The 13,218-nt window shown below is 38.2% G+C and carries 13 protein-coding genes and 5 tRNA genes; all 18 read right to left on the bottom strand.

All coding sequences use genetic code 11. The features are described 5' to 3' along the window. Positions 1–47: 47 nt before the first annotated feature. The 18 genes from rpoB to ZA05_RS11085 all read right to left on the bottom strand — a co-directional run bounded on the left by rpoB (position 48) and on the right by ZA05_RS11085 (position 13,201). Positions 48–3,860, bottom strand: coding sequence for a DNA-directed RNA polymerase subunit beta (gene rpoB, locus ZA05_RS11170; RefSeq protein ID WP_053991769.1), 3,813 nt, complete (start codon positions 3,858–3,860; stop codon positions 48–50). Positions 3,861–3,982: 122 nt separating this feature from the next. Beyond that, a complete protein-coding gene (gene rplL / locus ZA05_RS11165; RefSeq protein WP_053991768.1) occupies positions 3,983–4,360 on the bottom strand; it encodes a 50S ribosomal protein L7/L12 in 378 nt (125 codons plus the stop codon). A 58-nt stretch (positions 4,361–4,418) separates the two neighbouring features. Then, positions 4,419–4,940, bottom strand: a complete 522-nt coding sequence (gene rplJ, locus ZA05_RS11160) for a 50S ribosomal protein L10 (protein ID WP_053991767.1) — start codon at positions 4,938–4,940, stop codon at positions 4,419–4,421. An 18-nt stretch (positions 4,941–4,958) separates the two neighbouring features. Next, positions 4,959–5,648 (bottom strand): 50S ribosomal protein L1, encoded by a 690-nt coding sequence (gene rplA, locus ZA05_RS11155; RefSeq protein ID WP_053991766.1) that lies wholly within the window; start codon positions 5,646–5,648, stop codon positions 4,959–4,961. Between the two features lie 11 nt (positions 5,649–5,659). Then, a complete protein-coding gene (gene rplK, locus ZA05_RS11150) occupies positions 5,660–6,100 on the bottom strand; it encodes a 50S ribosomal protein L11 (protein ID WP_053991765.1) in 441 nt (146 codons plus the stop codon). A 72-nt stretch (positions 6,101–6,172) separates the two neighbouring features. Continuing rightward, positions 6,173–6,730 (bottom strand): transcription termination/antitermination protein NusG, encoded by a 558-nt coding sequence (nusG, locus tag ZA05_RS11145; protein ID WP_053977405.1) that lies wholly within the window; start codon positions 6,728–6,730, stop codon positions 6,173–6,175. Between the two features lie 11 nt (positions 6,731–6,741). Continuing rightward, a complete protein-coding gene (secE, locus tag ZA05_RS11140; protein WP_053991764.1) occupies positions 6,742–6,936 on the bottom strand; it encodes a preprotein translocase subunit SecE in 195 nt (64 codons plus the stop codon). 69 nt (positions 6,937–7,005) lie between these two features. Beyond that, positions 7,006–7,078: transfer RNA gene (locus ZA05_RS11135), tRNA-Trp, on the bottom strand. Positions 7,079–7,143: 65 nt separating this feature from the next. Further along, positions 7,144–8,331, bottom strand: coding sequence for an elongation factor Tu (gene tuf, locus ZA05_RS11130; protein WP_053991763.1), 1,188 nt, complete (start codon positions 8,329–8,331; stop codon positions 7,144–7,146). Positions 8,332–8,389: 58 nt separating this feature from the next. After that, positions 8,390–8,461, bottom strand: a tRNA-Thr gene (locus ZA05_RS11125). 10 nt (positions 8,462–8,471) lie between these two features. Then, positions 8,472–8,544, bottom strand: a tRNA-Gly gene (locus tag ZA05_RS11120). A gap of 30 nt (positions 8,545–8,574) precedes the next feature. Further along, positions 8,575–8,656, bottom strand: a tRNA-Tyr gene (locus tag ZA05_RS11115). Between the two features lie 44 nt (positions 8,657–8,700). Further along, positions 8,701–8,774, bottom strand: a tRNA-Thr gene (locus tag ZA05_RS11110). Positions 8,775–8,874: 100 nt separating this feature from the next. Continuing rightward, entirely contained in the window at positions 8,875–9,177 is a 303-nt protein-coding gene (gene hpf / locus ZA05_RS11105; protein WP_053991762.1) for a ribosome hibernation-promoting factor, HPF/YfiA family, read from the bottom strand. Between the two features lie 139 nt (positions 9,178–9,316). Continuing rightward, positions 9,317–10,213, bottom strand: a complete 897-nt coding sequence (locus ZA05_RS11100) for a tyrosine-type recombinase/integrase (RefSeq protein ID WP_053991761.1) — start codon at positions 10,211–10,213, stop codon at positions 9,317–9,319. Positions 10,214–10,319: 106 nt separating this feature from the next. After that, a complete protein-coding gene (gene rpsU / locus ZA05_RS11095; protein ID WP_053991760.1) occupies positions 10,320–10,514 on the bottom strand; it encodes a 30S ribosomal protein S21 in 195 nt (64 codons plus the stop codon). Positions 10,515–10,600: 86 nt separating this feature from the next. Next, on the bottom strand, positions 10,601–12,028 hold the full coding sequence (locus ZA05_RS11090; RefSeq protein WP_053991759.1) for a carboxypeptidase-like regulatory domain-containing protein: 1,428 nt from the start codon (positions 12,026–12,028) through the stop codon (positions 10,601–10,603). Between the two features lie 6 nt (positions 12,029–12,034). Continuing rightward, on the bottom strand, positions 12,035–13,201 hold the full coding sequence (locus ZA05_RS11085) for an acyl-CoA dehydrogenase family protein (protein ID WP_053991758.1): 1,167 nt from the start codon (positions 13,199–13,201) through the stop codon (positions 12,035–12,037). Positions 13,202–13,218 lie beyond the last annotated feature (17 nt).

Genomic DNA, 13,218 nt, shown 5'->3' with positions numbered 1-13,218 from the left:
AGTTTCCGGTAAGTGATAATTCACCTACAGGAGCACTGAAAACTTTTTTATTCTTCTAATCTAATATCTAATCCTAATCCTTTCAATTCGTGCATTAATACGTTGAAAGATTCAGGTAGTCCTGGTTCTGGCATCGGCTCTCCTTTTACGATTGCCTCGTAAGTTTTAGCTCTACCTATAACGTCATCAGATTTTACTGTTAAGATTTCACGTAGTGTGCTTGATGCTCCATAAGCCTCAAGTGCCCATACCTCCATCTCTCCGAAACGCTGACCACCAAACTGAGCCTTACCTCCAAGTGGTTGTTGCGTAATCAATGAGTATGGCCCGATAGAACGTGCGTGCATCTTATCGTCGATCATGTGGCCTAGTTTGATCATGTAAATAACCCCTACAGTTGCAGGTTGGTCAAAACGATCTCCTGATCCACCATCATATAAGTAAGTGTGTCCAAATCTTGGAATTCCTGCCTCGTCGGTAAGTTCATTGATCTGGTCTAGAGTTGCACCGTCAAAAATAGGGGTTGCATAAGTGCGTCCTAATTTTTGACCAGCCCATCCAAGAACCGTTTCATAAATCTGCCCGATGTTCATACGTGATGGTACCCCTAGTGGGTTCAACACGATATCAACTGGAGTTCCGTCTTCCAAGAATGGCATATCTTCCTGACGAACGATACGTGCAACAATACCTTTGTTACCGTGACGTCCCGCCATTTTATCACCTACTTTAAGTTTACGTTTTTTAGCAACATAAACCTTAGCTAGTTTTATGATACCAGATGGTAACTCATCTCCAACAGAGATTGTAAATTTCTCGCGACGTAAAGATCCTTGTAAATCATTTTCTTTGATTTTGTAATTGTGGATCAAATCGGCTACAAGTTCATTTAAGTGATCATCTGTAGTCCATGTTCCTGATGTTAAGTGCGTATAGTCGTCTACTGCGTTTAACATCTTAAGGGTATACTTTTTCCCTTTAGGAATAATTTCTTCACCAAGATCATTAAAGATACCTTGTGCAGTTTTTCCGTTTACAATGTTGAATAATTTTTCAACCAATACATCTTTAAGTTCATCGAACTTTCTGTAGTAAACGCTTTCTAGTGCATCGATATCCTCTTTGTCCTTAGCTCTTTTACGTTTGTCTTTTATAGCTCTAGAGAACAACTTCTTGTCGATAACAACACCGTGTAACGATGGCGACGCCTTCAAAGATGCATCTTTAACATCCCCTGCTTTGTCACCAAAGATGGCTCTCAATAATTTTTCTTCTGGAGTAGGATCGCTTTCTCCTTTTGGCGTAATCTTACCAATAAGAATATCTCCTGGCTTGATCTCTGCACCAATACGAATCATACCGTTTTCGTCAAGGTCTTTAGTAGCCTCTTCCGATACGTTAGGGATATCATTGGTCAACTCTTCGTTACCCAATTTGGTATCTCTAACTTCCAACGAATACTCGTCGATGTGGATAGATGTAAAAATATCATCGCGTACTACTTTCTCGGAAATCACAATCGCATCCTCGAAGTTGTACCCCTTCCATGGCATAAAGGCCACTTTCATATTTCTACCTAATGCAAGCTCTCCATTTTCTGTTGCATATCCTTCACAAAGTACCTGTCCTTTCTTCACCTTGTCGCCTTTAGTTACAATTGGCTTAAGGTTGATAGATGTACCTTGGTTAGTTTTTCTAAATTTAATTAATGGATAAGTTTTAGTATCGCTATCAAAACTTACCATCGCTTCTTCATCAGTGCGCTCGTATCTGATTACGATTTCATTGGCATCTACATACTCAACTTCACCAGCTCCTTCTGCATTGATCAATACTCTCGAGTCTGAAGCTACTTGACGTTCCAATCCAGTTCCAACAATAGGAGCTTGAGGACGTAATAATGGTACCGCTTGACGCATCATGTTAGATCCCATCAATGCACGGTTCGCATCATCATGCTCCAAGAAAGGAATTAAGGATGCCGAGATAGAAGCAATTTGGTTAGGCGCTACGTCCGTATAATGAACGTTTGTAGGCTCAATTACAGGGAAATCACCTTCCATTCTGGCAATAACCTTATCATGCAATATACTACCTTCATCATCTACCTTAACGGTAGCTTGCGCGATTAGTTTTTCCTCTTCCTCCTCTGCACTTAAATAAATTGGAGTTCCTTTGATATCTACAACACCTTCTTGCACTTCACGGTATGGAGTTTCAATGAATCCCATAGAGTTCACCTTTGCATAAACAGATAAAGATGAAATCAAACCGATGTTTGGTCCTTCAGGAGTTTCAATAGGACAAAGACGTCCGTAGTGTGTATAGTGAACGTCACGAACCTCAAATCCGGCACGCTCTCTAGAAAGACCACCTGGCCCCAATGCAGAAAGACGACGTTTATGCGTAATCTCGGCCAATGGGTTAGTCTGGTCCATAAATTGAGACAACTGGTTGGTTCCGAAGAATGAATTGATTACAGAAGACAGTGTCTTTGCATTAATCAAATCAATAGGAGTAAATACCTCATTGTCTCTAACGTTCATACGCTCACGGATGGTACGAGCCATACGTGCCAAACCAACACCAAACTGGGCTGACAACTGCTCTCCTACCGTACGCACACGACGGTTAGACAAGTGATCGATATCATCAATCTCTGCTTTGGAGTTGATAAGCTCAATCAAATATTTAATAATGGTAATGATATCTTCTTTGGTAAGTACTTGCTTATCCATTCCGATATCCAAACCTAATTTTTTATTCATTCTATAACGTCCAACTTCTCCTAAAGAGTAACGTTGGTCACTAAAGAACAATTTCTCGATAATACCTCTCGCCGTTTCCTCATCTGGCGGTTCAGCATTACGTAATTGACGATAGATATGTTCTACAGCTTCTTTTTCAGAGTTTGTAGGGTCTTTTTGAAGGGTATTATGGATAATGGCATAATCTCCCTGTTGTGCATTTTCTTTGTGTAATAATACTGTTTTAACGCCTGCTTCAAGGATTTCCTCAATATTATCTTTATCGATAATAGTATCACGGTCCAAAACAATTTCGTTACGCTCGATAGATACTACCTCTCCCGTATCCTCATCTACGAAATCTTCATGCCAAGTGTTCAATACACGGGCAGCCAACTTACGGCCAATAACCTTTTTTAAACCTGACTTGGAAACCTTAACCTCTTCAGCAAGGTCAAAAATCTCAAGAATATCTTTGTCTCGTTCAAAACCAATAGCTCTAAACAATGTTGTTACAGGTAATTTTTTCTTTCTATCAATGTAAGCATACATTACTTGATTGATATCTGTAGCAAATTCAATCCATGATCCTTTAAATGGAATAACTCTTGCTGAATATAATTTGGTTCCATTTGCATGGAAAGATTGGCTGAAGAATACACCTGGAGAACGATGCAATTGGGAAACTACAACACGTTCAGCACCGTTTATACAAAAGGTACCACTAGGCGTCATGTAAGGAATAGTTCCTAAATACACATCCTGAACAATGGTCTCGAAATCCTCATGTTCAGGGTCTGTACAGTACAACTTAAGCCTCGCCTTTAAAGGTACACTGTATGTTAAACCTCTTTCAATACATTCCTCAATGGTATATCTTGGCGGATCGATAAAGTAATCCAAAAATTCCAAGACAAATTGGTTTCGCGTGTCTGTGATTGGGAAATTTTCCATGAAGGTGTTGTATAACCCTTCATTCCCTCTTTCTTCCGATTTTGTTTCTAACTGGAAAAAATCCTGAAAGGACTTTATTTGAATATCCAAGAAATCGGGATATTCCGTTCTATTTACAATAGAAGAGAAATTTAATCTTTCAGCTGTTTTTGCTAACATCGATGAACGAGATTTTGATTAAAAATAATATATAGGATGTATATAACAGTTATATACACAAAAGGGTTTAGGTCTTAGAGGTAACCTCTAGACCTAAACCATAATTTGTAGGTTAGTCAAGCTTATTTAAGCTCAACCTCAGCTCCAGCTTCTTCTAATGAAGCTTTTAAAGCTTCTGCTTCATCTTTAGATACACCTTCTTTAATTGCGCTTGGTGCACCGTCTACTAATTCTTTAGCTTCTTTCAATCCTAAACCAGTTAATTCTTTAACCAATTTCACAACTGCCAACTTAGAAGCTCCAGCTGCTTTAAGGATTACGTCGAATTCAGTTTGCTCTTCTGCAGCGTCTCCACCTGCAGCAGCTCCACCTGCAGCAACTGCAACAGCAGCAGCAGCTGGCTCAATACCGTACTCGTCTTTTAATATTGTAGCTAATTCGTTTACTTCTTTTACTGTTAAATTAACTAATTGTTCTGCGAAATCTTTTAAATCTGCCATTTTCTATCGTTTTAATAATTTTTAAAATATAATTTGTTTAAGTGCGTACTTATTTGGATTATCCTTCTTTCTCGGATAATGTCTTGATGATACCGGCCAATGTACCGCCTCCAGATTTAAGAGCAGAAACAACGTTCTTAGCTGGTGATTGTAGCAACGCCACGATATCCCCGATAAGCTCTTCTCTAGATTTGATGTCAACCAATGCATCTAATTGATCGTCTCCAACGTAAATTGCCTCTTCAATAAAAGCTCCTTTAAGCAATGGCTTTTCAGATTTTTTACGGAAGGTTTTAATTACTTTTGCTGGAGCGTTTCCTGTTTCAGAAAACAATATTGACGTATTTCCTTTAAGTACACCTGGCAGCTCTCCAAAATCTTTCTCAGAAGCTTCCATGGCTTTAGCCAATAATGTATTCTTTACTACAGCTAATTGTACGTTTGCTTTAAAACAAGCACGACGTAACTCTGAAGTGTTTCCTGCATTTAATCCAGAAATATCTGCTAAATAGATATTTGCATTTTCTGCCAACTGAGCAGTTAACTCTTCAATAACTTGTGATTTTTCTTCTCTTGTCATAATATAAAAGTTTAACTACTAGTTTATTTTTGTATCTATTGCTATACTTGGACTCATAGTACTAGAGATGAAAATACTTTTCACGTAAGTACCTTTGGCCGCAGTAGGCTTCATCTTGATCAATGTAGACAATAACTCTTGTGCATTCCCAACCAATTTATCGGCGCTGAAAGACGCTTTTCCAATTGGAGCGTGTACGATACCAGTTTTATCTACTTTGAAATCGATTTTACCTGCTTTTACTTCACTAACGGCTTTGGCAACATCCATAGTTACCGTTCCAGTTTTTGGGTTAGGCATTAAACCTCTTGGTCCCAAAATTCTACCTAATGGTCCCAATTTACCCATAATGCTAGGCATTGTAACGATAACATCTACGTCTGTCCAACCGTCCTTGATTTTTTGTAGGTACTCGTCTAAACCTACATAATCAGCTCCAGCTTCTTTCGCTTCAGCTTCTTTGTCAGGAGTTACCAAGGCCAATACTTTCATATCTTTACCTGTTCCGTGAGGAAGCGAAACCACCCCTCTAACCATTTGGTTAGCTTTACGAGGGTCTACTCCTAAACGAACAGCGATATCTACAGAAGCATCAAATTTAGTATAAGTAATTTCCTTTAATAAGTTTGAAGCTTCCTCAAGAGAATAAAGTTTGTTTTTATCTACTTTAGCTCTTGCTTCTTTTTGCTTTCTTGTTAATCTTGCCATTTCAAAATTTTTTAGTTAGGAGCTTCCCCGCCTTTAACAGTGATTCCCATTGATCTTGCAGTACCTGCAACCATTTTCATAGCAGACTCAATTGTAAATGCATTTAAGTCTTGCATTTTGTCCTCTGCAATAGCTTTCACTTGATCCCAAGTTACTTTAGCTACTTTCTTTCTGTTCGGTTCTCCAGATCCTTTTTTTACTTTGGCCGCTTCCATTAATTGTACAGCAGCTGGAGGAGTCTTGATTACAAAATCAAAAGATTTGTCTTTGTAAACAGAGATAACCACTGGTAAAACTTTACCAGCTTTATCTTGGGTTCTCGCATTAAATTGCTTACAGAACTCCATGATATTAACTCCAGCAGCACCTAAAGCGGGTCCAACTGGTGGCGACGGATTCGCAGCACCTCCCCGAACTTGTAATTTAACTACTTTACTTAATTCTTTTGCCATTTTAATAAATTTAGTTTTGCATATCTCTTAATTTGGAAGCAAAAAGACATGCGATATATCTGGTAACAATTATTAAACTTTTTCCACTTGCATATAACTCAATTCCAATGGTGTTTTTCTTCCAAAAATTCGCACCATTACCTCAAGTTTACGCTTTTCTTCATTGATCTTTTCGATAGTACCATCAAATCCATTAAATGGACCGTCAATTACTTTCACAGTTTCACCAATAGTGTAAGGGATTGCTACATTAGCATCGGCATCTACCGTAAGTTCATCCACCTTACCTAACATTCTGTTCACTTCAGACTGTCTTAACGGCACAGGATCACCTCCCTTTGTTTCACCTAAAAATCCAATTACATTAGTAATGGATTTGATGATGTGTGGAATTTCTCCACTTAAATTGGCTTGAATCATTATATAACCAGGAAAATACACACGTTCTTTGTGTATCTTTTTCCCGTTACGTATTTGAATCACTTTTTCGGTTGGAACCAATACCTGGTCTACAAAGTCCTCAAGACCCAATCTCGTAATTTCATTCTCGATATAGGTTTTGATTTTGTTTTCCTGACCACTTACGGCTCTAACAACGTACCATTTCTTATTTGTGTTTGTCTCAGACATTCAAAAGTGTTTTAGCCTATTAAATCAAAATATTGTTCAATAACTTTACTAAAAACAGTATCCACTCCCCAAATAGCCAATGCAAAAACAATAGAAAAAACAGCCACGAGAACAGTTAAGCTTTGAGCTTCTGCCCATGTTGGCCATGATACATTATTTTTCAACTCCTCGAAGGATTCTTTTATATAATTAACAATTCCTGCCATTTGACTTAAAAGTTTTTATCTGATTACAAACTGGCAACTTACGTTAAAAATTTGTAATCTAAAAATTTGCACGGGTTGCGAGACTCGAACTCACGACACCTGGTTTTGGAGACCAGTGCTCTACCAACTGAGCTAAACCCGTAAATATAAATCAAGGCGTCTTGCTAAAATGTACAAGACACCTTAATTTATAAACTATAATTATTATTAGTCTAAGATTTCAGTTACCTGACCAGCACCTACTGTACGACCACCTTCACGGATAGCGAAACGTAAACCTACGTTCATCGCGATTGGTTGGATCAATTCAACAGTAATAGTAAGGTTATCTCCAGGCATTACCATTTCAACTCCATCAGGAAGCGAGATGTTTCCAGTTACGTCAGTTGTACGTACGTAGAACTGTGGACGGTAGTTGTTGTGGAATGGAGTGTGACGTCCACCTTCTTCTTTCTTAAGGATATAAACCTCAGCTTTGAATTTTTGGTGAGGAGTTACAGAACCTGGCTTAACGATTACCATACCTCTTGAGATTTGGTTTTTATCGATACCTCTCAACAAGATACCTGCGTTATCTCCAGCTTCACCTCTATCTAAGATTTGACGGAACATCTCGATACCAGTAATAGTAGAAGTCAATTTCTCAGCTCCCATACCGATAATCTCTACAGGATCTCCAGTGTTAGCAACACCAGTTTCGATACGACCAGTTGCAACAGTACCACGACCAGTAATAGAGAATACATCTTCGATAGGCATCAAGAAAGGCTTATCCATATCACGTACTGGCTCTTCAATCCAGTTGTCAACAGCATCCATCAATTCCATTACTGTATCAACCCACTTTTGCTCACCGTTAAGTGCACCAAGAGCAGAACCAGCAATTACAGGACCGTTATCTCCATCATACTCATAGAAAGACAACAAGTCTCTGATTTCCATTTCCACCAACTCTAAAAGCTCCTCATCGTCAACCATATCAACTTTATTCATAAAAACAACGATACGAGGAATACCTACCTGACGACCTAAAAGGATGTGCTCACGAGTTTGAGGCATAGGACCATCTGTTGCAGCAACCACCAAGATAGCACCATCCATTTGCGCAGCACCAGTTACCATGTTCTTAACGTAATCGGCGTGACCAGGACAATCTACGTGTGCGTAGTGACGATTTGCAGTCTGATACTCTACGTGAGATGTATTAATTGTAATACCTCTTTCCTTCTCCTCTGGAGCGTTATCAATTTGATCAAATGATCTTACTTCAGATAAACCCGCATCAGCTAATACTTTTGTAATAGCGGCAGTTAAAGTTGTTTTACCGTGATCTACGTGTCCGATAGTACCAATGTTTAAGTGTGGTTTCGAACGATCAAAAGTTCCCTTTGCCATGTTTAATTTATTTAATCTTAATTTATATTAGTGTTCAAATTTAATTCACTGTAATATGAGCCAATGACGGGATTTGAACCCGTGACCTCTTCCTTACCAAGGAAACGCTCTACCCCTGAGCTACACCGGCTTTTTAAATGAGCGGGAGACCGGGTTCGAACCGGCGACATTCAGCTTGGAAGGCTGACGCTCTACCAACTGAGCTACTCCCGCTTTTTAAAAATTTAAATAGAGTAAAAAAAGTGGGGAGAGCAGGATTCGAACCTGCGAAGACATAGTCAGCAGATTTACAGTCTGCCCTCGTTGGCCGCTTGAGTATCTCCCCAATGGTTTTTACAATATTTTAGATCATTTCTCTTAAAGAACTTGAGCCGATAGAGGGACTCGAACCCACGACCTGCTGATTACAAATCAGCTGCTCTAGCCAGCTGAGCTATATCGGCTTTTGATGCCTTTTTGTACAACAAAAAAGTCCGCTATTTCTAACGGACTGCAAATGTATATATTTATTTCTTTATTCAAAACATTTTTTGAAAAATTTTGTCATATATGTGCTCTTAATTTTTCTTTTCTCTTTTTCAGCTGGCGTTCTAACGATGAAACGGCACTATCGGCTCCTTCTTCAAATGTCCTGCACTGTTTTTTAACGACAAGACTATCTCCCGGAACACTCACTCTGGCCTCGAAAATTTTATTCTCCTTAGCACTCGTATTTTCTACTTTCAAAAATACGTCAGACTGGATAACCCTGTCATAAAATAAATCTAATTTATCCATTCGTTTTTGGATAAACGCTATCAACTTTTTGTCTGCGGTAAAGTTGACTGACTGTGTGTTTACTTTCATCTGTTTTAAATTTTAAAAAAGAATGTAAGACCACTGCCCATAAAAAAAATTTAATTTTTCAAATTAGCACTTAAAAAATTAAATTCTGCTACAGGTATTCATGCAATCTTTCATCCATAATGGTTAGACATTGAACGATCTATTCGCGTTTTTTGCTTCTTGGATGTGCGTTTGAATACACCTTTTTCAACTCGTTTATACTATTGTGGGTATAAACCTGTGTTGCTGCAAGACTGGAATGCCCAAGAAGCTCTTTTACTGCATTCATATTTGCACCTTGACTTAGTAAATGTGTGGCAAACGAGTGCCGCAAAATGTGAGGGCTTCTTTTTACTTTTGTAGATGCCCTACTAAAATAATCATTTATAATTCTGTAAACAAGAGTTTCGTAAATTTTCACACCTTTTTTTGTCAAAAACAAAAACTCATTGTCCTTAATAATTTCTAAAGAACTTCTTAGCTCGAGATATTCTTTGGCCGTTTGCACCACTGTATCTATTAACGGTATGATTCGTTCTTTATTTCTCTTCCCTAATACTTTTAACGTTTTATTGGCTAAATCCAAATCGACCAGTTTCAACTGCACCAATTCTATGCGCCTAACTCCAGTGGCGTAGAACAACTCAATAACCAAACGGTCTCGAATCCCTTCAAAATCTGTTTCGGATTTTAAATCCTTAATAACGTTCTCCATTTCTTCTTCGGAAAAAGGGACCTGTACTTTCTTGGTTGCCTTTAGCGCTTTATGCTTAGCCAAAGGGTTGCTTTCCATATCTCCTATTTTAACCATAAACTTATAATAGGAATTAAGAGAGGAAACCTTCCTATTGATGCTCCGGTTACTCATCCCCTGCTCCACCAACGAGACAATCCAAGTCCTAATTTGTCGATATTCCAAATTTTGGAGCGTTTGCCCTTCATGTTCCAAAGCAATAAACTCCTGAAAATCATCCAAATCTTTTGAATAGGCCTTTATGGTAAGCATGGCATATTTCTTTTCATAAAGTAGGTAATTGGTAAAAGCTGTTACGGACATTTTTGTTAAAGATGATTAATATTAAATGTACAAAGTTTTATTTACTTGGGTATAGGCAAAAAAAAATCCTGCTCTTGCAGGATTTTAATTAAGATTTTAAATCTTCTTAGATGTTCTCTAGATCTCTTAGAGTCTGAACATATTGAGCTTTTTGAATTTGAGCTCTACGCTCTACTGATGGCTTAGTAAACTGCTTTCTAGTTTGCAATGCACGCTTCGTACCAGTTTTATCAAATTTACGCTTGTAACGCTTTAACGCTCTATCTATATTTTCTCCTTCTTTAATTGGTATAATTAACATAGTGTCTTAACCTCCTCTCTTTTAGAATTTTTCGGAGCGCAAATATAATAACTAATCTATTAATTGCAACTAAAATAAAAAAATATTTACTCCTTATATAATGACGACCTCTTCGTTAGATCTTGAATAAGCTGTTCATCCTCTTCGCTTTCCAACAAAGTATTATAGTTTTTCCAAAACTCCTTATTATACGGTTTCACTGAAAATATATCCGGATTCCATTCCTTTTGCGCCTCTAAAGCCACTTCTTCTGGGTCTACAATAATCTCGGTAAACAAAAGTTCCTGCACAGAATAGTAATAACGTTCGTTAGGATCGTATTCAACCTCGTCATTTTCTGGTTTTGCAGAGGAAGCCTTAACCCCTACATTGACCAATTTTGGTGTTTCGTAATAAATATAGCTTGGGTACATTTTTTCATTATACTCCATAAAGCTCATTATCAACTTATGGTTAACCTGGGTCCCAAACAATGTTTTGCTTCTACTCTTTTGCTGAGGAGATGATGCCACCAACTCGTACTCTATTTTTTTTACCGCATAATTGTCCCAATAAATATAGATCCACCCATTGGCTACATATCCATCATTATAAATCCCTGGTGTTTCCAAATTCACAAAATCAGTACTCTCATCAATCTTTATTTTGTAAATCTTTCTATCATTATCTACCAAAATAGTGTCCAATTCAAATTGATGATTCTCTAACATGTCTTCCCCAAAAAGTGCATTATTGGAATCACGGTTTCGCAGTAAGTTCAATTTCCCTTGAAACAGACTCTCCAACCCGTTGGTCCTTCTATCGTTCCACTTAATAGCTTTTACCAAAGATGCCGTTGCAATGGTGTCCCTTTTCAAATTTCTGGCCCTTAAGTTCCTTAGTTTCTTTTCTTGCTTCAAATAAGCTGTGTACGCCAATAAACTATCCACATCACGCAAATCATAACTCTTGCGCATTTCATCTACATTTATCTTCAAATTTGCGCCAGGTTCTGAAGTAAAACTGGAATCGTACAGGGTAATGGCACTTTCAATAAGCCATTTAAACTCTTTCTTGTTACGTTCCTTGTGCCTTAAAAACCCCTTCTGAATATAAGGTTCCTCTGGAAAATTGTCTCCCAGCTTTTCAAGGGCGCGTTCAACAATTTCGTTTCCCGTTTCCGGTCTCGTTTCTGCTACCAAAAGAATTTCATCCAAGGAAGCAATATCCTCCTCTAGATAAATCTCCATGCTATTGTCAAATTCACCAACCGGTACTTTATAACTCTTATACCCAATGGAAGATATTACCAAGGTGTCCTTTGCAAACTCATTGGGCACTAAAAGGACAAACTTTCCATCGGCATTACTTACCGTACCAATTGTTGTATTTTGAACATAGATACTAGCACTTTCAACAGGCATCAATGTTGCAAAATCCACAATTTTATTTTTAAGTTCATTTTGCGCAAAGGAAGGCATCGCACAAAAACCGATAGCCATGGCAAAAAGAACCTTAAAAAGGGGACTTCTCATAAATTATTAGGTTGCTGGTTTATAGTCTTTTTTATCGATTACCATTTTGGAAATAATCTCACGAAGAATCTCAGATGTTCCACCTCCAATTGGCCCTAACCTACTATCTCTTAACAGGCGCGCCATAGGGTAGTCTTCCATATAACCATAACCACCCAAGAACTGTAAACAACCATAAATTACCTCATCGGCCATTTTGGTGGATTGCAATTTGGAAATAGTAGCTTCCTTAACCACATATTCCCCCTTGTTCAATCTATTAGCAACGGAATAATTGTACTCACGGCACAATTCCATAAAACTGTACATATCTGCATATTTATGTCTCAAGGCTTGGTATTGATCGATCGATTTTCCAAAAGTTTTTCTTTCAGACATATATTGAAGGGCATACTCCAAAGCATACTCGGCTCTAGCATGGGCATTCACTCCCATAATCAGTCTTTCCAAAGCAAAGTGCTGCATGATATAAGGGAACCCTTTGCCTTCTTCTCCCATTAGGTTAGAAGCAGGTACCACCACATTGTCAAAGGCTATTTCAGCAGTATCTGAAGCTCTCCAACCTAACTTATCCAATTTGGTAGCTGAGACCCCCGGCGTATCTTTATCTATCACAAACATACTGATGCCTTTATTACCCAACTCCGGATTGGTTTTGGCCGCCACTACCATATAGTCACAATAGTAACCATTGGTGATAAACGTTTTTGACCCGTTGATCACATACGAATCTCCCTCTTTTACAGCCGTGGTTCGCATTCCTGCCACATCACTTCCTCCAAAAGGCTCACTTACACAAAGTGCTCCAATTTTGGTTCCTGCAATGCTAGGTTCCAAATATCTCTTTTTAATATCGTGGTTTCCTTCTTTATTAAGGTGTGTCATGGCCAAATAGGTGTGCGCCCAGATGGCAGCAGCAAATCCTCCTGAATTCACTTTCTGTAATTCTTCCAAAAGAATAACCGTGTAAAACAAATCTAAATCAAGTCCTCCGTAAGCCTCAGGATAAGGTAATCCTAGGTATCCCATCTCTCCAAACTTCTCCCAAATAAACCGTTCTATAGTCCCGGTTTTTTCCCATTTATCTATATGTGGTACAACTTCTTTTTTTAAAAATTCCTTAAGGCTTTCGCGAAAAAGCTGATGTTCTTCAGTGAAGTACATGCTATTCATAAATATAGTATTCTAGA

Origin of the sequence: Mangrovimonas sp. TPBH4 (assembly GCF_001280505.1) — a bacterium.
Classification (GTDB): domain Bacteria; phylum Bacteroidota; class Bacteroidia; order Flavobacteriales; family Flavobacteriaceae; genus Mangrovimonas_A.
This window is presented reverse-complemented; position numbering and strand designations above follow the sequence as displayed.

What these genes read in the sequence shown, in the direction of transcription:
- ZA05_RS11090 (WP_053991759.1), bottom strand. Translation starts at nt 12,028, where the DNA reads ATGAGAAGTCCCCTTTTTAAGGTTCTTTTTGCCATGGCTATCGGTTTT.
- nusG (WP_053977405.1), bottom strand. Translation starts at nt 6,730, where the DNA reads ATGTCTGAGACAAACACAAATAAGAAATGGTACGTTGTTAGAGCCGTA.
- ZA05_RS11085 (WP_053991758.1), bottom strand. Translation starts at nt 13,201, where the DNA reads ATGAATAGCATGTACTTCACTGAAGAACATCAGCTTTTTCGCGAAAGC.
- rpoB (WP_053991769.1), bottom strand. Translation starts at nt 3,860, where the DNA reads ATGTTAGCAAAAACAGCTGAAAGATTAAATTTCTCTTCTATTGTAAAT.
- rpsU (WP_053991760.1), bottom strand. Translation starts at nt 10,514, where the DNA reads ATGTTAATTATACCAATTAAAGAAGGAGAAAATATAGATAGAGCGTTA.
- hpf (WP_053991762.1), bottom strand. Translation starts at nt 9,177, where the DNA reads ATGAAAGTAAACACACAGTCAGTCAACTTTACCGCAGACAAAAAGTTG.
- tuf (WP_053991763.1), bottom strand. Translation starts at nt 8,331, where the DNA reads ATGGCAAAGGGAACTTTTGATCGTTCGAAACCACACTTAAACATTGGT.
- rplJ (WP_053991767.1), bottom strand. Translation starts at nt 4,940, where the DNA reads ATGACAAGAGAAGAAAAATCACAAGTTATTGAAGAGTTAACTGCTCAG.
- ZA05_RS11100 (WP_053991761.1), bottom strand. Translation starts at nt 10,213, where the DNA reads ATGTCCGTAACAGCTTTTACCAATTACCTACTTTATGAAAAGAAATAT.
- rplA (WP_053991766.1), bottom strand. Translation starts at nt 5,648, where the DNA reads ATGGCAAGATTAACAAGAAAGCAAAAAGAAGCAAGAGCTAAAGTAGAT.
- secE (WP_053991764.1), bottom strand. Translation starts at nt 6,936, where the DNA reads ATGGCAGGAATTGTTAATTATATAAAAGAATCCTTCGAGGAGTTGAAA.
- rplL (WP_053991768.1), bottom strand. Translation starts at nt 4,360, where the DNA reads ATGGCAGATTTAAAAGATTTCGCAGAACAATTAGTTAATTTAACAGTA.
- rplK (WP_053991765.1), bottom strand. Translation starts at nt 6,100, where the DNA reads ATGGCAAAAGAATTAAGTAAAGTAGTTAAATTACAAGTTCGGGGAGGT.